The organism is Azospira sp. I09, from assembly GCF_009177135.1.
In the GTDB taxonomy this organism is placed as follows: domain Bacteria; phylum Pseudomonadota; class Gammaproteobacteria; order Burkholderiales; family Rhodocyclaceae; genus Azospira; species Azospira oryzae.
Map to the genome: position 1 here is coordinate 2,062,909 of NZ_AP021844.1, position 21,617 is coordinate 2,084,525.

General features: G+C 67.4%; 19 protein-coding genes. 4 read left to right on the top strand and 15 right to left on the bottom strand.

The genetic code is table 11. The features are described from left to right. Positions 1-468: 468 nt before the first annotated feature. Positions 469-717 carry a hypothetical protein gene (locus tag AZSP09_RS09595; protein ID WP_014235424.1) on the bottom strand — a complete coding sequence of 83 codons (249 nt, stop codon included), beginning with the start codon at positions 715-717 and terminating at the stop codon, positions 469-471. A gap of 53 nt (positions 718-770) precedes the next feature. Beyond that, complete coding sequence (locus tag AZSP09_RS09600) at positions 771-1,664, bottom strand: LysR family transcriptional regulator (protein ID WP_152089901.1); 894 nt, start codon at positions 1,662-1,664, stop codon at positions 771-773. A 136-nt stretch (positions 1,665-1,800) separates the two neighbouring features. Here AZSP09_RS09600 and AZSP09_RS09605 point away from each other — a divergent pair, with 136 nt between their 5' ends. Further along, positions 1,801-2,589, top strand: coding sequence for a sulfite exporter TauE/SafE family protein (locus AZSP09_RS09605; RefSeq protein WP_152089902.1), 789 nt, complete (start codon positions 1,801-1,803; stop codon positions 2,587-2,589). A 30-nt stretch (positions 2,590-2,619) separates the two neighbouring features. Here the strand turns inward: AZSP09_RS09605 and AZSP09_RS09610 are convergent, their stop codons facing one another. The 4 genes from AZSP09_RS09610 to AZSP09_RS09625 all read right to left on the bottom strand — a co-directional run bounded on the left by AZSP09_RS09610 (position 2,620) and on the right by AZSP09_RS09625 (position 7,573). After that, complete coding sequence (locus AZSP09_RS09610; RefSeq protein ID WP_014235427.1) at positions 2,620-4,227, bottom strand: methyl-accepting chemotaxis protein; 1,608 nt, start codon at positions 4,225-4,227, stop codon at positions 2,620-2,622. A 132-nt stretch (positions 4,228-4,359) separates the two neighbouring features. Continuing rightward, entirely contained in the window at positions 4,360-5,688 is a 1,329-nt protein-coding gene (locus AZSP09_RS09615; protein ID WP_152089903.1) for an MFS transporter, read from the bottom strand. 2 nt (positions 5,689-5,690) lie between these two features. After that, a complete protein-coding gene (locus AZSP09_RS09620; protein ID WP_232058778.1) occupies positions 5,691-7,043 on the bottom strand; it encodes a DEAD/DEAH box helicase in 1,353 nt (450 codons plus the stop codon). A 29-nt stretch (positions 7,044-7,072) separates the two neighbouring features. Further along, positions 7,073-7,573, bottom strand: a complete 501-nt coding sequence (locus AZSP09_RS09625; protein ID WP_152089904.1) for an acyl-CoA thioesterase — start codon at positions 7,571-7,573, stop codon at positions 7,073-7,075. A 213-nt stretch (positions 7,574-7,786) separates the two neighbouring features. Here AZSP09_RS09625 and AZSP09_RS09630 point away from each other — a divergent pair, with 213 nt between their 5' ends. Next, entirely contained in the window at positions 7,787-8,368 is a 582-nt protein-coding gene (locus tag AZSP09_RS09630; RefSeq protein WP_152089905.1) for a DedA family protein, read from the top strand. Positions 8,369-8,395: 27 nt separating this feature from the next. Here AZSP09_RS09630 and recG read toward each other — a convergent pair whose 3' ends face one another. Both recG and AZSP09_RS09640 read right to left on the bottom strand, forming a co-directional pair. After that, the gene (gene recG / locus AZSP09_RS09635) at positions 8,396-10,471 is read right to left on the bottom strand and encodes an ATP-dependent DNA helicase RecG (protein WP_152089906.1); all 2,076 of its coding nucleotides are present in this window, start codon (positions 10,469-10,471) and stop codon (positions 8,396-8,398) included. A 14-nt stretch (positions 10,472-10,485) separates the two neighbouring features. After that, positions 10,486-10,866 carry a RidA family protein gene (locus tag AZSP09_RS09640; RefSeq protein ID WP_152089907.1) on the bottom strand — a complete coding sequence of 127 codons (381 nt, stop codon included), beginning with the start codon at positions 10,864-10,866 and terminating at the stop codon, positions 10,486-10,488. A gap of 45 nt (positions 10,867-10,911) precedes the next feature. Here AZSP09_RS09640 and AZSP09_RS09645 point away from each other — a divergent pair, with 45 nt between their 5' ends. Next, a complete protein-coding gene (locus AZSP09_RS09645) occupies positions 10,912-11,265 on the top strand; it encodes a tetratricopeptide repeat protein (RefSeq protein WP_152089908.1) in 354 nt (117 codons plus the stop codon). A 210-nt stretch (positions 11,266-11,475) separates the two neighbouring features. Here AZSP09_RS09645 and AZSP09_RS09650 read toward each other — a convergent pair whose 3' ends face one another. From AZSP09_RS09650 to AZSP09_RS09675, 6 genes are all read right to left on the bottom strand, one after another. Then, positions 11,476-12,309 carry an SPOR domain-containing protein gene (locus AZSP09_RS09650; protein WP_152089909.1) on the bottom strand — a complete coding sequence of 278 codons (834 nt, stop codon included), beginning with the start codon at positions 12,307-12,309 and terminating at the stop codon, positions 11,476-11,478. Between the two features lie 41 nt (positions 12,310-12,350). Further along, positions 12,351-12,905: a DUF2802 domain-containing protein gene (locus AZSP09_RS09655; RefSeq protein WP_152089910.1), complete on the bottom strand. Its 555-nt coding sequence runs from the start codon at positions 12,903-12,905 to the stop codon at positions 12,351-12,353. A 92-nt stretch (positions 12,906-12,997) separates the two neighbouring features. Next, positions 12,998-13,501, bottom strand: a complete 504-nt coding sequence (locus tag AZSP09_RS09660) for a DUF4442 domain-containing protein (protein ID WP_014235436.1) — start codon at positions 13,499-13,501, stop codon at positions 12,998-13,000. Positions 13,502-13,671: 170 nt separating this feature from the next. Beyond that, entirely contained in the window at positions 13,672-14,871 is a 1,200-nt protein-coding gene (locus AZSP09_RS09665; RefSeq protein WP_152089911.1) for an acetyl-CoA C-acyltransferase, read from the bottom strand. Between the two features lie 17 nt (positions 14,872-14,888). Beyond that, on the bottom strand, positions 14,889-17,276 hold the full coding sequence (locus tag AZSP09_RS09670; RefSeq protein WP_152089912.1) for a 3-hydroxyacyl-CoA dehydrogenase/enoyl-CoA hydratase family protein: 2,388 nt from the start codon (positions 17,274-17,276) through the stop codon (positions 14,889-14,891). 16 nt (positions 17,277-17,292) lie between these two features. Then, positions 17,293-18,936, bottom strand: coding sequence for a fatty acid--CoA ligase (locus tag AZSP09_RS09675; RefSeq protein ID WP_152089913.1), 1,644 nt, complete (start codon positions 18,934-18,936; stop codon positions 17,293-17,295). A 261-nt stretch (positions 18,937-19,197) separates the two neighbouring features. Here AZSP09_RS09675 and AZSP09_RS09680 point away from each other — a divergent pair, with 261 nt between their 5' ends. Then, positions 19,198-20,205: an AraC family transcriptional regulator gene (locus AZSP09_RS09680; protein WP_152089914.1), complete on the top strand. Its 1,008-nt coding sequence runs from the start codon at positions 19,198-19,200 to the stop codon at positions 20,203-20,205. A 159-nt stretch (positions 20,206-20,364) separates the two neighbouring features. Here AZSP09_RS09680 and AZSP09_RS09685 read toward each other — a convergent pair whose 3' ends face one another. Then, the gene (locus tag AZSP09_RS09685) at positions 20,365-21,600 is read right to left on the bottom strand and encodes an OmpP1/FadL family transporter (RefSeq protein ID WP_152089915.1); all 1,236 of its coding nucleotides are present in this window, start codon (positions 21,598-21,600) and stop codon (positions 20,365-20,367) included. Positions 21,601-21,617 lie beyond the last annotated feature (17 nt).

Here is a 21,617-nt window from a genome sequence, read left to right on the forward strand (position 1 = left end):
GGCTGCGTACTCTGAATACGCCAATGTAATTTGGAGGGAACACCCTTTATCAGCACCGTGGAGCCCTCCTTCATGGTGCTGCTCTTCTCAGCTACGGATGACTGGTCACGTAGCGCCGGGTCGGCTTCAAAACAAGGGCTAAGCTACCAAAGAAGAAAATGCATGTCAATAGATTGCTGTGACAAAGCATATTCCTGATTGCAATGATTCAAAAGGCCTGTCACTGCCACGTCACAGTAGACTGTGACAAACAAGAGAAAACGGTTGTCTATCGAATGCAAGCCAATGCAGCGAAATTCATTGCTATCACTGGAACTATGCCACTTGATGACCGCATGAATAGATGCCATGATGCGGCTTGTCCAGCCGCATCAGCTTTTCGTATTGGTCGAGACGGTGGCGCAGGGAAAGCGGGGCTTGGGAAGTGGTCATGGTCGGCAGGAAATCGCAGTCCGCAAGAACGGGATTTTAGTCCATCGCTCCGGGAGCGACGTGCGGCTCCACCTCGCCGCGCCGGCGGGCCAGCCACTTGCGGCCGAGGATTTCCCAGAAGACCCAGAGGCCGATGCCGGTGATGACCAGGGAGAAGATGGTTACCTGGAAGCCCTTCTGGGGATGCTCGCCCAGGGCCAGGACGCCCAGCACCAGGCTGGCCAGGCCGCCCACCAGCAAAAAGCCACCAATGGCCAAACCCACGAATCGCAGCAACAGGGACACGGCAGTCCTCCCTCGGCAAAAGCCGCATCCTAACATCCGCCCCCCGCCTGCCCCTAGGCGGACCAGCGGCGCTGCAGCGCGTCGGCGAAGGCGGCGGCCAGGGCCGAGGGCCGGGGCGGCAGCAGCAGGGCGGCCCGGGCCAGGGCGTCGGCATCGGCCAGGGGGACGAAGTGGACCCCGGGAGTGGCCAGGGAGGCCATGGCGGCGGGCACCACGGCGATGCCGAAGCCGGCCGCCACCAGGTTGAGCATGGCCGTCTTGCGCGAAGTCACCGGCGCCAGGCGGGGCGCAAAGCCCCGGGCCAGGCAGAGGTCGGTGACCCGCCGCGCCAGGCCGCCCCGCTCCCGGTGCACGGCGAAAACGAAGCATTCGTCGGCCAGGTCGCCAAGAGCCAGCAAGGACGCGCCTGCCAGGGCATGGCTGGCCGGCAGGGCCGCCCATAGCCGCTCTTCAGGCAGGGGCCTGATTTCTATACCGCCCTCCCGGCGCAGCAGGGGCAGGCGGGCCAGGCCCAGATCGACCCGGCCCTGGGCCACCGCCTCCTGCTGCTGCTCGGAGGACAGCCGGTCCACATCCACCCGCACCCGGGGCTGGTCCCGGGTGAAGTCCTGCAGGGCCGCCAGCAGGGGGCCGGCCAGGGGCGTGGAGCTGGAGTGCAGCAGGCGCAGCACGCCGCCCTCGCCCCGGTGCAGGCGGCGGGCATCCTCGGCGGCGCTGCGCAGTTCCTCCTCCAGGCCGCCCACCCGCTGGCGAAAGAGGGCGCCGGCCTCGGTCAGGCTGACGCCCCGGGGCTCCCGGCGCAGCAGGGCGAACCCCAGTTCCTCCTCCAGCTGGGCGATCTGGCGGCTCAGGGCCGGCTGGGCCACGTGCAGGGCAGCGGCGGCCGGGGTGAAGCCCCCCAGGTCGGCGACGCTGAGGAAGTAGCGGATCTGGCGCAGGCTAGGCATAACGAATCGGCATGGATGGCTAACAAATTTGATATTGGCGTTATAGCCAGACGCCGACCATCATGCAAGCCATCCGGGCCCGCCCTGTTTCGCGGCCAGCCGCCGCCGGGAGCCCGCCAGACAAGGATTCCATGCCATGCCTTTCGATACCCTGCTGCCGGCCGCCCTCCACGGTGCCCTGGCGGACCAGTTGCCCGCCCCCTCTGCCCTCGCCTTCGCCGCCCTGGCCCTGGTGGCGGCCTACACCATCTTTGCCCTGGTGGGCTTCGGCTCGGCCATGGTGGCCTCCGGCCCCCTGGCGGCGGTGATGCCGGTACCCCGCATCATTCCCCTGCTGGCCCTGCTCGACTGCGCCGGGGCCGCCGGCCGGGGCTGGCGCCAGCGCCGCCACATCGACCGGGCCCAACTGCTGCGTCTGGTACCGACCATGGCCCTCGGCCAGGCCCTGGGCATCGCCCTCCTCGGGCGCCTGCCGGGCCACTGGCTGGCGGCGGCCCTGGGACTCTTCATCCTGGCCTACGGCCTGTGGGGCTTGTGGCAGCCCCGGCCGCCGGCGCTGCTGCTGCGCTGGGGCGGGGTCTGCGGTGTGATCGGGGGGATTTTCGGCGGACTGTTCGGCAGCGGCGGCTTTCTCTACGCCGCCTATCTCAGCCGCCAGCCCCTGGAGCGGGAGGTGTTCCGCGCCACCCAGGCGGTGCTGATGGCCCTCAGCACCGGGCTGCGGGTGATCCTGTGCGCCCTGGCCGGGCTGCTGGACCCGAGCCTGCTGTTGCTGGCCCTGCTGGCGGTGCCGCCCATGCTGCTCGGCACCTGGCTGGGCCACCACCTGGATCTGCGGCTGTCGCCGGAGCGCTTCCTGCGCCTGCTCAACGGCACCCTGGCGGCCGCCGGCCTGGGCCTGCTGGCCCGGGCCGCCCTGGGCTAGGAACGGCAGCCCCGGGCCGGCGCTCCTCCGTCAGGTGCGGAAGTGGTGCACCGAGTCGCTCAGGCTGCGGGCCAGCTGCTGCAGCTGGGCCACGGCGCCGGCACTGGCCTGGACGGCGGAACTGTTCTGCTCGCTGATCTGGGCGATGAGCTCGATGCGGCGGGCGATCTCGGTGCTGGCGGCGCTCTGCTCCTGCAGGGCATCGCCGATTTCGTGCACGGCGCCGACCACCTTGTCGGCATAGCCGTGCAGGGCGGAAATGGTGCTGCCGGCCTCGGCCACCTTGCCCGATTCGCCCTGGACCAGGGTCACACCCCGTTCCATGTGCTCCACCGCCTGCTGGATGCCGTTGCGCACCACATCGACGGTGACGCCGATTTCCACGGTGGACTGGGCTGTGCGTTCGGCCAGCTTGCGCACCTCGTCGGCCACCACGGCGAAACCGCGCCCCTGTTCGCCGGCCCGGGCCGCCTCGATGGCGGCATTGAGGGCCAGCAGGTTGGTCTGGTCCGCCACTTCCTTGATCACGCCGACCACGGCGGCGATCTTCTCCGACTCGTGTTCCAGGGTGGCGATGCCCTGGGCCGACTCGGTGACGGAGGAGGCCACCCGTCCCATGCCTTGCACCACATTGCCCACCACTTCGTTGCCCTGGTGCGCCATGCGCCCCGATTCCTGGGCGTAGGAGCGGGCCTCGGCGGAATGGTCGCGCACCTGGGAGATGCCCACGGTCATCTCTTCCATGGCCGCGGCCACGGCGGACACCGCCTCGGTCTGTTCCGAGGTGCGCCCCACCACTTCCTCGGAGCTGCGCGCCAGGGTCTCGGCGGAGGCCAGGAGGGAATCGGCGTTCTGCCGGATCTGGGCCACCATGGCGGCCAGGCGGGTCTGCATGGAAGCCATGGCGGCCATCACGCTGCCCTCCTGGGGATTGGCGATGTGCAGGGTGAGATTGCCGGCAGCCACCTGCTCGGCCACCTGCATCACCTCGGAAGGATCGCCGCCCAGCTGGCGCCCCACCACCTGCAGCACCCGGGCCAGGAGGACGATGGCGATGACGATACTGGCCAGGGCCAGGCCGATCACCAGCCGCTCGGTACGCTCGATCTCGGCGATGCCCGCTTCCTTGCTCTCGTCCAGCTGGGTCTTCATGGCCTTCATCTGGTCCAGCAGATGGCCGCGGATCTTGCGCCAGAGGGGCGTCTCGCTGCTGTTGATGAGGGCCACCGCCTCGCTGCCGGCACCGCCCACCGCCGTCTCCACCACCTTGTCGATGAGGCTGCGCCGCTCCGCCGCCAGAGCCGCCACTTCCTGCAGCACCTTGGCCACCGGTGCCTCCGCCGGCACCAGGGCGCGGGCGTTCTGATAGTAGCCGTCGAACTCTTCCAGGGCCTTCTTCAGGTTGCCGTGACCGGTCTTGTTGGCCGGGTCCAGCACCACATTACGCAGGGCCTGGCCGCTCTGCAGCCCCTGGGCGTACATGCCGACGATGGCCCGTTCCAGGGCCATGTCCACCTCCACGTGGCGGATGAAGGTCTCCTTGGTCTGGTGCAGACCGTAGAGGCCGAAGCCGGTGGACAGCAAAAAAATGGCAAACACCACCCCCATGGCCCGTGCGATACGCGCTTTCAATCCCATGCCAGATATTCCATTCGATTATTAGAGTATTGGAAGATTAGAACTTACCAGCGGAATGATAGGGGCAAGCGCCCGGATTAACCAAGTGCCGCTCACCCCGGCGGGAATGCCGTACGGCGCACCCCGGGATGCTCAGACAGAGGGTTTGCCAGGCTTCCGCCACAGCCAGTTACGGCAGGCGAGCAGGAAATCAGGCGCCCGCAGGCAAAGGAAGATACAGACCACGCCATTGAGCAGGGCCGCCAGCAGGAACAACCGGGGAATAGAGAGGCCGGCACCCAGCAGGGCACCGGCGGCGAGGGAGCCGACCACCATGAACAGGGCATTGAGGATGTTGTTGGCGGCGATGATGCGGGCCCGGCAAGCCGGTTCGCCTCGCACCTGCAGCAGGGCGTAGAGGGGCACGATGAAGAGGCCGCCGAAGACACCGATACCGAACAGGGCCAGCACCACCGGCAGCAGGCCGGCACTGGCCAGCAGGGCGCCCAGGGCCAGGGGCGCACCGGCCGGCGCCGCCGCCGGGGAGACCAGGGAAACAGCTACGCCGAACAGGGTCAGCCCCAGTCCGCCCAGGGGCACCAGGCCCAGCTCCAGGCGGCGGGCAGAGAGGCGTTCACAAAGCAGGGAGCCGACGCCGATGCCGACGCTGAAGGTGGCCAGCAGCAGGGTCACGGTGGACTCGCCGCCCCCCAGCACCTGCTTGGCGAAGGCCGGAAACTGGGCCAAAAACAGGGCGCCGTAGAGCCAGAACCAGGAGATGGCCAGGATGGCGAGGAACAGCCGCCCATCCTGCCGGGCAAAGCCGATGTTGCGCCAGGTCTCCGTGAAAGGATTGGGGTTGAGCCGCAGCCCGGGTACCGGCGCCGGCGCCGACGGAATGGCCCGGCTGCACAGATAACCGGCCACGGCCACCACCAGGCCGCCCAGGCTGATCCAGCCGGGAGCGTTGCCGAGCCCGGCCAGGATGCCGCCGGCCAGGGTACCGAGCAGGATGGCGACGAAGGTGGCCGCCTCCACCAGGGCATTGCCGCCCACCAGCTCCTCCGGATAGAGATGCTGGGGCAGGATGGCGTACTTCACCGGTCCGAACAGGGTGGAATGGCAGCCCAGCAGGAACAGGGCCCCCAGCAACACGGGCAGGCTGTGCAGGACAAAGCCCAGGGTGGCCACCGCCATGATGGCGATTTCCAGCAGCTTCACCAGGCGGGCCAGGGCCGCCTTGTCGTACTTGTCTGCCAGCTGGCCGGCGCTGGCGGAGAAGAGGAAGAAGGGCAGGATGAAGATGCCTGCCGCCAGGTTGGCCAGGAGGCCCGGATCGAGGGCCGTCCAGCTGGCGGCCTGGAAGGTCAGCAGCACCACCAGGGCGTTCTTGAACAGGTTGTCGTTGAAGGCTCCGAGGAACTGGGTACCGAAGAAGGGCAGGAAGCGGCGTTGCCGCAGCAGGCCGAACTGGCCGGCCATGCTCAGCGGCCCCGGGCCTTCGGAGCGGCCTTACCTCCCGGCCGCCCGGCCCCGCGCCGGCCGCCCGGGGCCTTGGCACTGCCGGGGCCCTTGCCCCGGCTGGGCCCGCTGCCGATGCCGTAGTCCAGGTGCTTGGGCATTTTTGGCTTCTTCGGCTTCTTGATCACCTGGCCGGCGGGGCCGGTCTCGGGCACCCGGTGGTCCGGCTCGAAGCCGTGCTGTTCGATGCGGGAAAGGGGCTGGCCGATCAGCACCTCGATGGCGCCAAGCAGGTTCACTTCGTCGGCACAGACCAGGGACACGGCCTCGCCGCTGGCGCCGGCCCGGGCGGTGCGGCCGATGCGGTGCACGTAGTCTTCGGGGACGATGGGCAGGTCGAAGTTGACCACCCGGGGCAGGTCGTCGATGTCCAGACCACGGGAGGCCACGTCGGTGGCCACCAGCACCCGCACCTGGCCGGCCTTGAAGCTTTCCAGGGCGCGCAGGCGGGCCGGCTGGGGCTTGTCCCCGTGGATCGATTCGGCGGCGATGCCCTTGGCCGTCAGGGTCTCCACCAGCTCATCGACGCCCTTGCGCGTCTTGACGAAGACCAGCACCTGGTCCCACTTCTTGTTCTTGTAGAGATGGCAGAACAGGGCGCTCTTGCGCTTCTTGTCCACCGGCACCACCCACTGCTTGATGCCCCGGGCGGTGGCGTTGGGCCGGGCCGTCTCGATGGAGAGGGGCTTTTTCAGCAGCTGGTTGGCCATGCTGCGGATGGCGTCGGAGAAGGTGGCGGAAAAGAGCAGGGTCTGGCGCTGCTTCGGCAGCAGGGCGAAGAGGGCATTCAGCTCCCGGGCGAAGCCCAGGTCCAGCATGCGGTCGGCCTCGTCCAGCACCAGGGTGCGCACCTGGTCGAAACGCACCGCGTTCTGCCGGTGCAGGTCCAGCAGGCGGCCCGGGGTGGCCACCAGGATGTCCACGCCCTTGCGCAGCTTCATCATCTGGGGATTGATGCTGACCCCGCCATAGACGGCGTAGCTGCGCAGCACCAGGAACTGGCCGTAGGCGATGAAGCTGTCGCACACCTGCTGGGCCAGCTCCCGGGTCGGCACCAGGATCAGGGCCCGGGTGCTGTTGCTGGCGGTGGGTTCCGGATCGTGGGCCAGCCGCTGCAACAGGGGCAGGGCGAAGCTGGCGGTCTTGCCGGTGCCGGTCTGGGCCGCGGCCATCAGGTCGCCCCCGGCCAGGACGGCGGGAATGGCTTTCTCCTGGACCGGGGTCGGGGTCTGGTAGCCGAGCACGTCGAGGGCTTCCAGCAGGGGCGGCACGAGGTCGAGATCGGCGAAGGTCATGGGCGGTGTTTGGCTGGACATAGGGATTGCAGAATAAGGGGCGGCGCGGCTCAGTCGGCCAGGGGGCCGGCATGGGCGCCGTGGGTGGCCTCGAAGCGGCGGGCCAGTTCCTGGCGCAGCTGGCGGCGGGTGCAGGCGGCCTCGAAGCGGCGAAGCTCGTCCGGCGTCCGGGGCTCCAGGGGCGGCACCGGGGTCGGCTTGCCCTGGTCGTCCACCGCCACCATGGTGAAGAAGCAGCTGTTGGCGTGGCGCACCACCTGGGAACGAATATCCTCCGCCACCACCTTGATGCCCACTTCCATGGAGGAGGTGCCGGTGTGGTTCACGCTGGCCAGGAAGGTCACCAACTCGCCGACGTGGATCGGCTGGCGGAACATCACCTGGTCCACCGAGAGGGTCACCACATAGGCGCCGGCGTAGCGGCTGGCGCAGGCATAGGCCACCTGGTCGAGAAGCTTGAGGACGGCACCGCCGTGGACCTTGCCGCTGAAGTTGGCCATGTCCGGCGTCATCAGCACGGTCATCGACAATTGGTGGTTGGGCAGGCTCATGGCAGGTTCCGGGGCTGATCAAGGGACGGGCCGACGCAGCGTCGGCACCCCGCATTGTACCTGCCCCCGGCGCCTTGACGTCCCGCCCCTCTCTCCGCCAGGGTGAGACAATCAGGCCGCCAACGACAAAACAGGAGCCCACCCCATGGGCCCAGGAACCATGCCGAACCACCCCTCCCGCCGCCCCTTCGCCACCTCGTCGCGAGGGACGCCGTGATCGCCGGATTCGTTGCCGACTACGGCTATCTTGCCGTCTTCCTCGGCACCCTGCTGGAAGGGGAAACGGTGCTTCTGGCGGCGGGCTTCGCCGTACACCGGGGCATGCTGGACGGCAACCTGGTCTTCGCCACGGCGGTCCTCGGCGCCACTACCGGAGATCTCGGCGCCTTCCTTCTGGGACGTTGGCAAGGGGCGGCCCTGCTGGCCCGCTGCCCCGCCCTGGCCAGGCATACGGAGCGGGCCGAGCTACTGCTGGAGCGCTACCACGCCCCCTTCATCCTGCTGATGCGTTTCCTTTACGGCCTGCGCATTGCAGGCCCCCTGATCATGGGCCACGGCAACCTGCCCCTGCCCCGCTTCGCCGTCTTCAATCTGCTTGGCGCCATTCTGTGGGCCGCCCTGGTGATGGGTGCCGGCTACGCCTTCGGCATCGCCATCGAATCCTTCCTGGCCGACGTCAAGCGCCTGGAGGAGCCCCTGCTGCTGGGCATTCTGGCCGTTGGCCTGGGCGCCCTGCTGCTACGCAAATGGATGGGGGCCGCAGGGAACCGCAAGCACCGGCACTGCCGCCCCTGATGGGGCTGGCCCAGGCCGGCCCGTCCCTCAGGCCTTGAGCAGCTCTTCCCGGCTGCCCAGCCAGCGCCGCAGATGGCGCTCGGCCCGGGGCGGATCGTCCCGCAGCAGGCGTTCAGCTAGGTCTCGCGCTGCCTCCACCAGGTCGGCGTCCATTTCCAGGTCGGCGTAGCGCAGCAGGGGCACGCCGCTCTGGCGGGCGCCGACGAACTCGCCGGGGCCGCGCAGCTGCAGGTCCTGACGAGCGATCTCGAAGCCGTCGGTGTTCTCGTAGATGATTTTCAGGCGAGCCCGCCCGGTCTGGGACAGGGGCGTGGCATAGAGCAGGACGCAGGCCGACTCGTGGGCGCCCCGGCCCACCCGGCCCCGCAGCTGGTGCAGCTGGGCCAGGCCGAAGCGCTCTGCATGCTCGATCACCATGAGGCTGGCGTTGGGCACGTCCACCCCCACCTCGATCACCGTGGTGGCCACCAGAACCTGGATCTCCCCGGCGGCGAAGGCGGCCATGGTGGCGGCCTTCTCGTCGGGCTTGAGACGGCCGTGCACCAGGCCCACCGACAGTCCTTCCAGCTCCTCGGCCAGGATGGTGTGGGTGTCGATGGCGGCCTGCAGGTCCAGCTTCTCGCTTTCCTCGATCAGGGGACAGACCCAGTAGGCCTGGCGTCCGCTCTCCACGGCGTGGCGCACCGCCCCCACCACCTCGTCGCGGCGGGCGTCGGAAACCAGCTTGGTGCGGATGGGGGTGCGTCCCGGCGGCAGCTCGTCGATCACCGAGACATCCAGGTCGGCGTAGTAGCTCATGGCCAGGGTGCGGGGGATGGGCGTGGCGGACATCATCAGCTGGTGCGGGATGCCGGCCTTGCCCTTCTTGCGCAGTTCCAGGCGCTGGGCCACGCCGAAGCGGTGCTGCTCGTCCACGATGGCCAGCCCCAGGCGCAGAAAATCCACGTCGGCCTGAATCAGGGCATGGGTGCCCACCACCAGCTGGGCGCCGACGGCGGCCGCCTGCTGGGCGGCCTTTTTCTTCGCCGACTTGAGGCTGCCGGAGAGCCAGGCGACGGTAATGCCGAGGGGCTCCAGCCAGGCCGAGAGCTTCTTGTAATGCTGCTCGGCGAGGATTTCCGTGGGCGCCATGAACGCCGCCTGCCAGCCGCACTCGATGGCCTGGCAGGCGGCCAGGGCGGCGACGATGGTCTTGCCGCTGCCCACGTCCCCCTGCAGCAGGCGCTGCATGGGATGGGCCTCGGCCAGGTCCCGGGCGATTTCCTGCCACACCCGTTGCTGGGCTCCGGTGAGCTGGAAGGAAAGCTGGGCGAGCAGGCGCCGGGCCAAGTCGCCGGACGCCTTCAGCCGGGGCGAGCCCTGTTCCCGCCGCGCCAGATAGGCCCGGCGCAGGGACAGTTGCTGGGCCAGCAGCTCGTCGAACTTGATGCGGCGCCAGGCCGGATGGCGGTGGTTCTGCAGGGCGAATTCATCGACCCCGGGGGGCGGCGCGTGCAGCAGGCGGGCGCTGGCGGCGAAGGGCTCCAGGTCCAGGGTCCGCAGCTGCTCCTGGTCCAGGGTGTCGGCCAGGTCGGCCTCGGCCAGGGCCTTGCCGATAAGCTTGCGCAGGGCGGACTGGGCCAGGCCGGCGGTGGTGGGATAGACCGGCGTCAGGGACTGGGGCAGGGCACTCCCCTCCTCCACCGACTTGTAGCGGGGATGGACCATCTCGCTGCCGAAGAAGCCGCCCCGGATCTCGCCGAAGACCCGCAGCTTGCGGCCCTCGTCCCGGGCCGTTTCCAGTTGTTTGACCTGGCTGCCGTAGAAGTTGAGGAAGCGCAGCCACAGTTCCCCCGAGTCGTCCTCGCAACGGGCCACCAGCTGGCGCCGGGGACGGAACTGGATGGAGACGTCGGTGACCCGCACCTCCACCTGCACCGACTCGTCCCAGGGCGCCTCGTCCACCGGTACCACGGCCGTCTCGTCCTCGTAGCGCAGGGGAAAATGCAGCAGCAGATCATTGCGCGAGTGCAGCCCCAGCTTGCCCAGTTTCTGCTGCAGGGCGCTGGCCCCCTTGGCTGGCGCCTTGGCGGCCTTGGCCGGCCCGGCCTTCTTTTCCGCCAAGACGGTTCTACGCTTTAGCCGAGCACCAGCACGGCGTCGGCTTCCACCAGGGCGCCCCGGGGCAGGGACGCAACGCCGACGGCGGCCCGGGCGGGATAGGGCTGGCTGAAGTACTGGGCCATGACCTCGTTCACCTTGGCGAAATTGCCCAGATCGGTGAGGTACACATTGAGCTTGACGGTGTCGGCCAGGGAGCCGCCGGCGGCCTCGGCCACGGCCTTGAGGTTGTCGAAGACGCGCACGATCTGGGCGTCGATGCCTTCCACCATCTGCATGGAAGCCGGGTCCAGGCCGATCTGGCCAGAGAGGTAAACGGTGTCGCCAGCCTTCACGGCCTGGGAGTAGGTGCCAATGGCGGCGGGAGCCTTGTCGGTGGCGATGATCGTTTTGGCCATTTTGCTGTCCTTTAGAATGAAGCCTTGGAAAAAAGGAAATGGTAAATGACGACAGCGATCATCGCCAATCTGGAAAAACTGCTGGACGGTCCCCGGGACGGGGCCCTGCTGCGCTATTCCCTGGGCAACGAGTGGCTCAAGGCCGAACAGTGGGAGCAGGCCGCGGCCCGCTTCCGGGAGGCGGTGGACAAGGACCCCAAGTACTCCGCCGCCTGGAAGCTGCTGGGCAAGGCCCTGGCCGAGGGCGGCCGGCCGGCAGAAGCCCTGGCCGCCTACCGGCAGGGCATTACGGTGGCAGAAGGACGGGGGGACGTGCAGGCGGCCAAGGAAATGACGGTCTTCGCCCGCCGCCTGGGAAAGCTGCTGCAGTCGCCTGACGCCGGCCAGGACCAGGCCTGAGGTGAAGCCTGCTGCAGCATCCGGCCTGGAAGGCAGAAAGGACGCCACTCATAGGCATGGCGCGACCAGGAAGCGCATCCTGCCTGCCTCTCCCGGCAGGTCGTTTTCAATCTTGAGGGAATGCCGGCACCGCGACGGGCGCCGGTTGCAGCTTGTATCAGGCGGCAACGGCCGGCCCGGCAAGGTGGGCGCCGGGACCGCCGCCCGCCTTTAGCGCCGGTTGCCGGCGGGAGGCACCAGCACCGAGTCGATGCCCAGGGCCCGGAGCTTGGCCCGGGCCGCGTCGGCCTCTTCCTTGGACTTGAAGGGGCCCAGGTTCACCCGGGACTCGATGTTGGAAGGGATGCCGTTCAACTGCAGCTTGGCGTGCAGTTCCTCGGCCCTCTCGGTGCTGCTGAAGACGCCGGCCTGCACCACGTAGCCGGAGAACAGGCGGGGCGGCAACGGCTGGGGCCGTACCGGCATCGGCTGCACGTTGGCCGGTGCCGGCTGGGCAGCAGGCGTGCTGCCGGCCGGCGCAGCCGCCGCCGGTGTAGGCGTGACGCTGGCCACGGCGCCCTGACGGCCCTGGGCCGGCTGGCGGCCGCTATTCACCGGGCCGGAGGTGGCGCCGCGAATGGGCTGGGCGGCATGGGAAGCCGCCGGCAGGGCGGGCTTGGCGGCCACCTGGGGCGGCGGCGGCAGTTCGGGAGCCGGCTGGCCCTTGGTCACCGGCGCGGCGGACAGTTCGGGTTCGGCCGGCTTTTCCTCGGCCTTGGCTTCTTCGGCAGGCGGCGCCACGGGTTCCACCGGTTTCACTGGCTGGGCCACTTCTTTCGGGGCCGGTGCCGGCGCCACGGCCACCTCCTCTTCTTCCGGGGCCTTGGAGAGATGGTCGAACAGGGCCAGGGCAGCCAGCAGCACGGCGATCATGACGCCGGCGAAGGCCATGCGCCGCCCCAGGCGCTGCTTGATCTCGTCCTGGGGATCGACGGCGGGCGCTTCCTTGCGCTTGGCGGCCGTCTTGACGCCGGTCGTCTTGGTCGCCGGTTTCTTTTCTGCCATGGAGGTCCCTTTCCCTGGTTATTGGTGTGCGGCGCCCGGCCTCAATCGCCCTGGTTGCGGGCCAGGGCGACCACCAGGTCGGCCTCGGCCCGGGCGATGCCGCAGCGCTCGGCAATGGTTTCGGCGTCGTGCCCCAGCATGGCCATCTGCATGGCGTCGCTGTAGAGGGGCGACATGTTCTGGGAAGCCTTGATCTGGCCGACCTGGCCGCGCATCTCTTCGCGCAGGGTGGCGAACTCGTGGCGCAGCACCGCCACTTCCTCCCGCAGCTGGCCCAGTTCGAGCTGGACCGCCTTGTAGTACTGCTCTTCGGCAAAGTCCTTGGCCGGCGGTTCGTTCCAGGCGAAGGCGGGCTTTTCTGGGCGGCTGTAGACCGGGTCCGGATGCTCGTCGCCGGCCTCGTCGTCGCCATCGTCCCCGACCTCGCCCAGGCTCGGCGCCTTGGGCGTCGGCGCGGCGGCCTCCTGGCGGCGACGGGCCAGGCGCTTCAGACGCAGCAGCACAAACAGGATGTACAGCCCCAGGAGGGCGATGATGCCCACCACGGCTTCACGCCAGCCCATGCCGGCAGCCGCCAGCCAGGTGTCGAGATTCATGGGGTATGCCGCGCCTTGTCAGTCATGGGGCCGTATTATGCCAGAGGGCTCGTGCCGGCGCGGGCTCTTAACGCAGCCGCTCCAGGCCCCGCCTAGGCCGCCACCTTGTTGCGGTAGAAGGCCTTGTCGGCGATGTACACGGTGCGCTCGACGATGGTGTGCACCACCCCGTGACGGTCCTTCAGTTCCACCGTGTAGGTGCGTTCGCACTCCCCGTCCCGGGCGACGATCTCGCGCACCAGTTCGGTCTCCGCATCGTCGATGTGGAATTCGGCGAAAAGGGGCGCCCGGCCCGGCTTGCGGTAGCGGATGGCGCCGGCCTTGTCCCAGATGATGTAGTCGTGGCCCAGCTGCAGGGCCAGCAGGGTGGGATGGAGGCCGTCGGTGGTGGCGAACAGGGCGCCGCCGAAAATGGTGCCGACGGCGTTGCGGGTGCCCCGGTTGAGGGGCAGTTTGACCACGATGCGCTTCAGGTCGGCGGAAACGTGGATGACCCGGCCGCCGGTGGCGCGCCAGGCGGGAAACCAGTTGAAACCCCAGCGCAGGATGGCCGGGCGCCAGGCGGGAGGCAGCTTTTTCCACCATTTGGGCAGCATGGTCGGGAATCTCCTTGGGGAATGGCTTGGCGCAACGGGTGCGGCGCCGGCCGGCGCCCGCCCCGTGGCCTTTATCGGGGATGCAGCTTACAACAAGTCGGTAAACGCAAAAATGCCCCGGCCGGCACCGCCCCTGGAGGAGAACGGCACCGGCCGGGGCGCGCTGCGCCTTACAGGGCCTCGAACAGGCCCGCGGCACCCATGCCGGTGCCGATGCACATGGTGACCATGCCCCACTTCTTGTTTTCCCGGCGCATGCCATGCACCAGGGTGGCGGTGCGGATGGCGCCGGTGGCGCCCAGGGGATGGCCGAGGGCGATGGCGCCGCCCTGGGGATTGATCTTGGCCGGGTCCAGACCCAGCTCCCGGGTCACCGCCAGGGCCTGGGCGGCGAAGGCCTCATTCAGCTCGATCCAGTCCAGGTCGTCCTGCTTGATGCCGGCCTGGGCCAGGACCTTGGGAATGGCGGCAATGGGGCCGATGCCCATGATCTCCGGCGGCACGCCGGCCACGGAGAAGCCGGCGAAGCGGGCCAGGGGCTGCAGGTTGAACTGCTTGAGGATCTTCTCGGAGACCAGCAGCACGGCACCGGCGCCGTCGGACATCTGGGAGGAGTTGCCGGCGGTGACGCTGCCCCGGGCGTTGAACACCGGCTTCAGCTTGGCCAGACCCTGCAGGCTGGAATCGGGACGGGGGCCTTCGTCGGTGTCGCAGACCTTGTCGACGATGCGCACGGTGCCGCTCTTCAAGTCAGGCAGGTGGGCGCGCACGGTGTAGGGGCTGATCTCGTCCTTGAACTTGCCGGCGGCGATGGCGGCCACGGCCTTCTGGTGGGAGGCCACGGCGAAGGCATCCTGGTCGTCGCGGCTGATGCCCCACTTCTGGGCCACCTTCTCGGCGGTGAGGCCCATGCCGTAGGCGATGGCCACGTTCTCGTCCTTCTCGAAAATGGCCGGGTTGAGGGATACCTTGTTGCCCATCATCTGGGACATCAGGCTCATGGTCTCGGTGCCGGCGGCCAGCATCACATCTGCTTCACCGAGACGGATGCGGGCGGCGGCATCGGCCACGGCCTGCACACCGGAGGAGCAGAAGCGGTTGATGGTCAGGCCCGGCACGGTGTCCGGCAGGCCGGCCAGCAGCAGGCCGATGCGGGCCACGTTCATGCCCTGCTCGGCTTCCGGCATGGCGCAGCCGACGATCACGTCTTCCACCAGGGCCGGGTCCAGCTGGGGCACCTGGGCCATGACGGACTTGAGGGCGTGGGCCAGCATGTCGTCGGGACGGGTGGTCTTGAACATGCCGTTGCGCTTGGCCACCGGCAGACGGGTGGCGGCGACGATGTAGGCGTCTTGGATTTGTTTGGTCATTGTTTGTCTCCTTCCCCTTAATTGCGCAGGGGCTTGCCGGTCTCAAGCATGTGCTTGATGCGGGCCTGGGTTTCCGGGGTCTTCAGCAGTTCGACGAATTCGCGGCGCTCCACGGTGAGCAGCCATTCGTCGTCCACCCGGCTGCCCTGCTCCACGTCGCCGCCGCACAGGGCGATGGCGGCGGAGCGGGCCACCCGGTAATCGTGGGCGGAAATGAAACCGCCCTCCTTCATGTTCACCAGCATCATCTCCAGGGTGGCAATACCGGGACGACCGGCCACCGGGATGTTGCGGGCCCGCAGGGGCGGACGGTAGCCGGCCTGGGCCATGGCCCGGGCGCGGCCCAGGGCCACGTGCAGCAGTTCGTGGGCGTTGAAGACCACGTCGTCCGACTCCTTGGCGAAGCCCATTTCCTGCACTTCCAGGGCGCTCTTGGCCACCTTGGCCATGGCGATGGTCTGGAAGACGTTCTGCAGGAAGGGGAACAGTTCGCCGCCAGCCTGGCGGGCACCGAACTGGGCGGCGCGGATGGCGAATTCCTTGCAGCCGCCGCCGGCGGGAATCAGGCCGACGCCCGCTTCCACCAGACCGACGTAGCTTTCCAGGGCCATGACCCGGTGGGCAGCATGCATGACGAACTCGCAGCCGCCGCCCAGGGCCATGCCCTGCACAGCCGCCACGGTGGGCACCTGGGCGTGCTTGAAGGCCATGGAGGCGCGCTGGAACTTGGCCACGGTGGCCTCCAGCTTGTCGAACTCGCCCTTGGCGCAGGCTTCGCCCACCTGCTGCAGGTTGGCGCCGACGGCGAAGGGGGCTTCGTGCCAGATGACCAGGCCGTCGAAGTCCCGCTCGGCCCGGCTGACTGCTTCGAGCACGCCGTCCAGCACCTCGTCGCCGATGGCGTGCATCTTGGAGGTGATGGAGAGAATGGCGATCTTCGGGTCCTGGGCATGGGTCCACAGGCGCACCCCGGCGTTTTCCCAGACAGTCTCACCCTTGGCGGCGGGAGCCTCGCCCAGCACGGTCTCGGGATAGAGCTGGCGGCCGTACACCGGCAGGGCGGAACGGGGCTTGAGGCCCTGTTCGGCGGCGGACCAGGAGCCGGCGGGTTCATGCACCCCGTCCCGGGCCATGACCCAGGCGGGCAGGGGCGCCGTGCTCATGGCCAGGCCGGCATCGATGTCGGCCTGCACGGCGGCGGCAATGGCTTTCCAGCCGGCCGCCTGCCAGGTCTCGAAGGGGCCCATGGCCCAGCCAAAGCCCCAGCGCATGGCGAAATCCACATCCCGGGCGTTGTCGGCGATGGATTCCAGGTGGAAGGCGCAGTAGTGGAAGACGTCCCGGTAGATGGCCCACAGGAACTGGGCCTGCTTGTGGCCGGAGGCGCGCAGGGCGGCGAACTTCTCGGCCGGGTTCTTGATCTTGAGGATCTCGGCCACTTCCGGGGCAATCTCGCCGGCGGAGGTACGGTAGTCCTGCTTGGCCAGGTCCAGCACCTGGATTTCCTTGCCCTGCTTACGGAAGATGCCGCACTTGGTCTTCTGGCCCAGGGCGCCCTTCTCGATCAGGGCGGCCAGCCAGGCCGGGGCCTGGAAGTGGCTGTGCCACGGATCGCCGGGCAGGGTGTCCTGCATGGTTTTGACCACGTGGGCCAGGGTGTCCAGGCCCACCACGTCGGCGGTGCGGTAGGTGGCGCTCTTGGGACGGCCGATCTTGGGGCCGGTCAGGGCATCCACCTCGTCGAAGCCCATCTCCAGGCGCTGGGTGTGGTGCATCACCGCCAGGATGGAGAAGACACCGACCCGGTTGGCGACGAAATTGGGGGTGTCCTTGGCCCGCACCACGCTCTTGCCGAGGCGGGAGACCAGCCAGGTTTCCAGGCGGTCCAGCATGGCCGGATCGGAGTCGGTGGTGGCGATGATTTCCACCAGGGGCATGTAGCGCGGCGGATTGAAGAAGTGGATGCCGCAGAAGTTAGCCCGCTTCTCCGCCGGCACGGTGGAGGACAACTTGTTGATGGACAGGCCCGAGGTGTTGGAGGCAACGATGGCGCCGGCCTTCAGGTGGGGCGCGATCTTGCGGTAGAGGTCTTCCTTCCACTCCATCTTCTCGGCGATGGCCTCGATCACCAGGTCGCACTCGCCCAGCAGGGCCAGGTGCTGCTCGTAGTTCGCGGCATCGATGTGGGCCAGGCGCTCCTTGCTCGCCAGGGGGGCCGGGTCCAGCTTCTTCAAGCCGTCCAGGGCCTTCTTGACGATGCCGTTGGGGTCGCCCTCCTTGGCCGCCAGGTCGAAAAGCACCACCGGCACATCGGCGTTGGCGAGATGGGCGGCGATCTGGGCCCCCATCACGCCGGCGCCGAGCACGGCAGCCCGGCGGACGATCAGTTTGCTGTTCTCACTCATGGTCTTCTTGTCTCCTTCACTTCACTAGTTGTTCCCGCATGGCGCGCTTGTTCAGCTTGCCAACGCTGGTTCGAGCCAGACTCTCGAGGAATCTGACGTTTTCCGGTACACCGTACTTGGAAATATGGCCCTGGTCGGCAAAGACCTTCACATGGGCTTGGATATCTGCGGCCGACACCTGGTCGGCGAATTCGGGCTTGAGCACCACCAGGGCCAGGGGGCGTTCGCCCCACTTCTCGTCGGGCACGCCGATGACGGCCACTTCGCTGACCCCCGGGTGGCGGCCGATGAGGTCCTCCAGTTCGAGGGAGGAGACCCACTCGCCGCCGGTCTTGATCACGTCCTTGATGCGGTCGGTGACCTGCAGGTAGCCCTGGGGGTCGATGTGGCCGATGTCCTGGGTGTGCAGCCAGCCGCCGTCCCACAGATGCTCGGAGGCCTCCGGGTTGTAGAGGTAGCCCTGGGTCAGCCAGGGGGCGCGCACCACCACCTCGCCGGCGCTCTTGCCGTCCCGCGGGCAGTCACCCATCTGGGCATCCACGGTGCGCAGGGCCACCAGGGGCACGGGCCGGCCGGTCTTGACCCGTACCGCCACGTTGGCATCGGCATCGGCCAGCAGCGCCGGATCTTCCATCTGGGCCAGGGTCAGGATGGGACAGGTCTCGGACATGCCGTAGCCGGTGAACACATCGATGCCCCGCTCCAGGGCCGCCTTGGCCAGACCCGTGGTGAGGGCGGAGCCGCCGATGATGACCTTCCACCTAGAAAGGTCCACCTGCTTGCCATAGGGCGTCAGCAGCAGCATGTGCAGGATGGTGGGGACGCAGTGGGAGAAGGTGACCTGCTCCTTCTCGATCAGCTTGAGGATGGCCTCGGGCTGGTAGCGCCCCGGATAGACCTGCTTCACCCCCGCCAGGGTGGCGATGTAGGGCATGCCCCAGGCGTGCACATGGAACATGGGGGTCAGGGGCATGTAGATGTCGTCCCGGTGGAATCCCCCCTGCTTGGGCGCCAGGGCCAGGGCAGAGCAGACGGCCAGGGTGTGCAGCACCAGCTGGCGGTGGCTGAAATAGACGCCCTTGGGCAGGCCGGTGGTGCCCGTGGTGTAGAAGGTGGTGGCCCGGGTGTTTTCGTCGAAATCGGGAAAGTCGTAGTGGTCCGGGCAGTCGGCCAGCAGGGCTTCGTACTCGCCGGCAAAGCCTTCCGGCAGGTCGCCGCCTTCGTCGTCCAGCAGAACGAAGCGTTTCACCGTGGCCAGCTCGCCGCGGATTTGCGCCAGCACCGGCAGGAATTCCCGGTTCACCAGCAGCACGCTGGCCTGGGCATGGTTCAGGGTGTACAGGATCTGGTCCGGTGACAGGCGGATATTCACCGTCTGCAGCACGGTGCCCAGCATGGGCACGGCGAAGAAGCATTCCAGGTAGCGATGGCTGTCCCAGTCCATCACTGCCACCGTATCGCCACCCTGGATGCCCAGGCGGCTCAGGGCATGGCCCAGGCGGTGGATGCGGCGGGCCATGTCGGCGTAGGTATGGCGCCGCTTGTCGGCGTAGACGATTTCCTGATCCGGTGCCGTGGCCAGGGGCGTGTGCAGGAGCTGTTTGATCAGCAGCGGATAGGCATAGGCGGAGGGCGTGACCGGGATGGCTTGCATGGGCATGGTTGGGGTCTCCTGATGTTGTTCTGGCTTATCGCCCGTTGGCGAAGGCAAACGCCATTACGCCAATAGACCTATCGCGCCGCAGATTGGCGTCATAGGCGGCGGCAGCGCCAGCCTCAACGGGTTCCTGAAAACACGATGGAATCTGTGTTTCAGGGGAGATTCTACGAACAACACGCCCCACACCGGATTGCCGCTTAGGCCGATTTAATTGCATAATCGGCCATTCATTGTGCCGCAGTGCACAAGAAATTCGTGCCCATGACCGCTTCATCATCGACCACCGTTCCCATCAGTTTCGTCGCCAACCTGCTGGCCGGCACTACCCTGCCGCCGGCACGGCAAACGGCCCTGGTACACCAGGCGGGCATTGCCCCGGCCTTGCTCGGCGCGGAAACCGCCCGCGTCACCACGGACCAGTTCGCCACCCTCTACCGCCTCCTGGCCCGTGAGTTGGACGACGAATTGCCGGGGATGTTCTCCCGCCCGGTACGGGCCGGCGCCTTCAAATTCCTCTGCCTGAGCCTGCTCGAATCGGCCAACCTGCAGACCGCCCTGTTCCGCTTCACCCGCTTCTTCCACCTGGTGCTGGACGACTTCGCCATCGACCTGTCGCGCCAGGACGGCCTGGTGCGCATGGCCCTCATCCCCCAGACGTCGGCGGCGGTGGGCAATACCTTCGGCCAGGAAATCATGCTCAAACTGATCCACGGCGTCGCCTCCTGGCTCACCGGCCACAGGATGGCCCTGGCCCGGGTGGACTGCGCCTACCCACGGCCGCGCCATGCCTCGGAATATGTTTTCCTCTATCCGGGGCCGGTGCATTTCGACCAGGAGCGGTCGGCCCTGTACTTCGAGGCCAGCGCCCTGGCGACGCCGATCCGCCAGGACCGGAAATCCCTCGGCACCTTCCTCAGCAAGGCGCCGGGGGGCTGGCTGTTCGTCTCCTTCGCCGAACGCCTGGTCAGCCAACGGGTGCGGGAAACCCTGGAGAAGCACCTCGGGACGCCCGTCTGCGTCGAAACGGTGGCGCGCAGCCTGCACACCTCGGTGCGCAGCCTCACCCGCCACCTGGCGGCAGAAGGCTGCACCTTCCAGTCCATCAAGGACGAACTGCGCCGGGACGTGGCCATCCAGCGCCTGACCCAGAGCCAAACCCCCATCGCCGTCATCGGCACCGAAGTGGGTTTCGACGACCCGACCACCTTCCACCGCGCCTTCAAGAAATGGACGGGCAGCACGCCGGCAGCCTACCGGCTGCGGCGATGAACGGCGGAGGGAGAGGACTGGCATCGGACACGGCACCAAATTCAAACGAACGTTTGAATTATAGGCTTTGACCTTGGGCCGTCAAGGGGAAATACAAAGAAAAACGCCCCGGAGGACCGGGGCGTTTGGGCGCATCAGCACAGGAAGCGATAGGGCTGCTTAGAAGCTGGAGGAGTACTGGATACCGAGAATGTCGGCACTGGCCTCGTAGCTGCCAACCACAATCCCCTGTAGCGGATTCTGGCTGTTGTTGATCTGAGAATCCTTGACGAACAGATGGGCATAACCCACATCCAGACGGGAGGTCTTGCTCGGTGCGAACTGGGCGCCGACGGACAGCCAGATGCGGTTGTTGTCCGGCAGAGAGGTAAGGCGCTCTGCATCCTTCACAGGAGACTGATCGTAGGCCACACCAAACTTCAGCTTCCACGCATCTGAATACTTGTAGGTAGCGCCGAGGGCGGCCCGCCAGGTATTGCGGAAATCGGTATCCAGGGTCTGTGCAACCGCGCCGCTGGTACGAACAATATCCAATTTAGGAATTTTTCCCCAGCCGGTCCAGGAGAGGTCACCCAACAGATCCCAACGGTCATTCAGGGCATGGGTCAGACTGAGGATGAAGGTATCAGGCGTCTTCAAATCGGCGGTCACATTGCCCGCCCCCCCAGGAATAGCAGTGGCGATATCGCCCTCCAGCTTGTACTTGATGTCCGAACGGTAGGACACCCCCAGGCGGGTCGCCGGGGAAAGCTGGAACAGGGCCCCGGCATTCCAGCCCCAAGCGCTGTCCTTGGCATTCAGGGTCACAAGAGCACCAGGAGCGCCTTGGCGCACATACTCTGCATCGAACTTCTGCCAGTTCAAACCGAAGCCGACGGAAACCTTGTCGTTAAGCCGGTAGGCGACGGAGGGGTTGATATTGAGGGTTTTGATGTCGAACTTGATGGACTGATAGCGGCCGACCCAGTTTCGATCATATTCGGTCTTGAGGCCGAAGGGAGCACCGATACCCACGCCGACATACAGGTCCTTGGACAGAGCCCAGGACATGTAACCGTTGGGCACATAGCCCCAGTCACCCGCATCGCCGCCATTGCCGCCAGTTGCCGCACCACCACCAAACGCTGCAGGATTGGTGGTTCCGTTGTTGGTGAACTTGTAGCTGGGACGGATGGCGTTGAGGCCCACGGACACTTCCCGGTCCTGCAGCTTGGTCATGCCGGCCGGATTGAAATAAATGGTGCTGGCGTCCTCGGCCACGGCGGCGGAACCGGCGTAGGCATTGCCCAGGCCGCTGGCGTTCTGCTCCAGCAGCTGGAAGCCGGAAGCGCTCGCGGTACCGTACAGCCCTCCCAGCACCAAGGCCGGCAGCAACTTCATAGAAGTCTTCAACATCGATTGGTCTCCTCTTT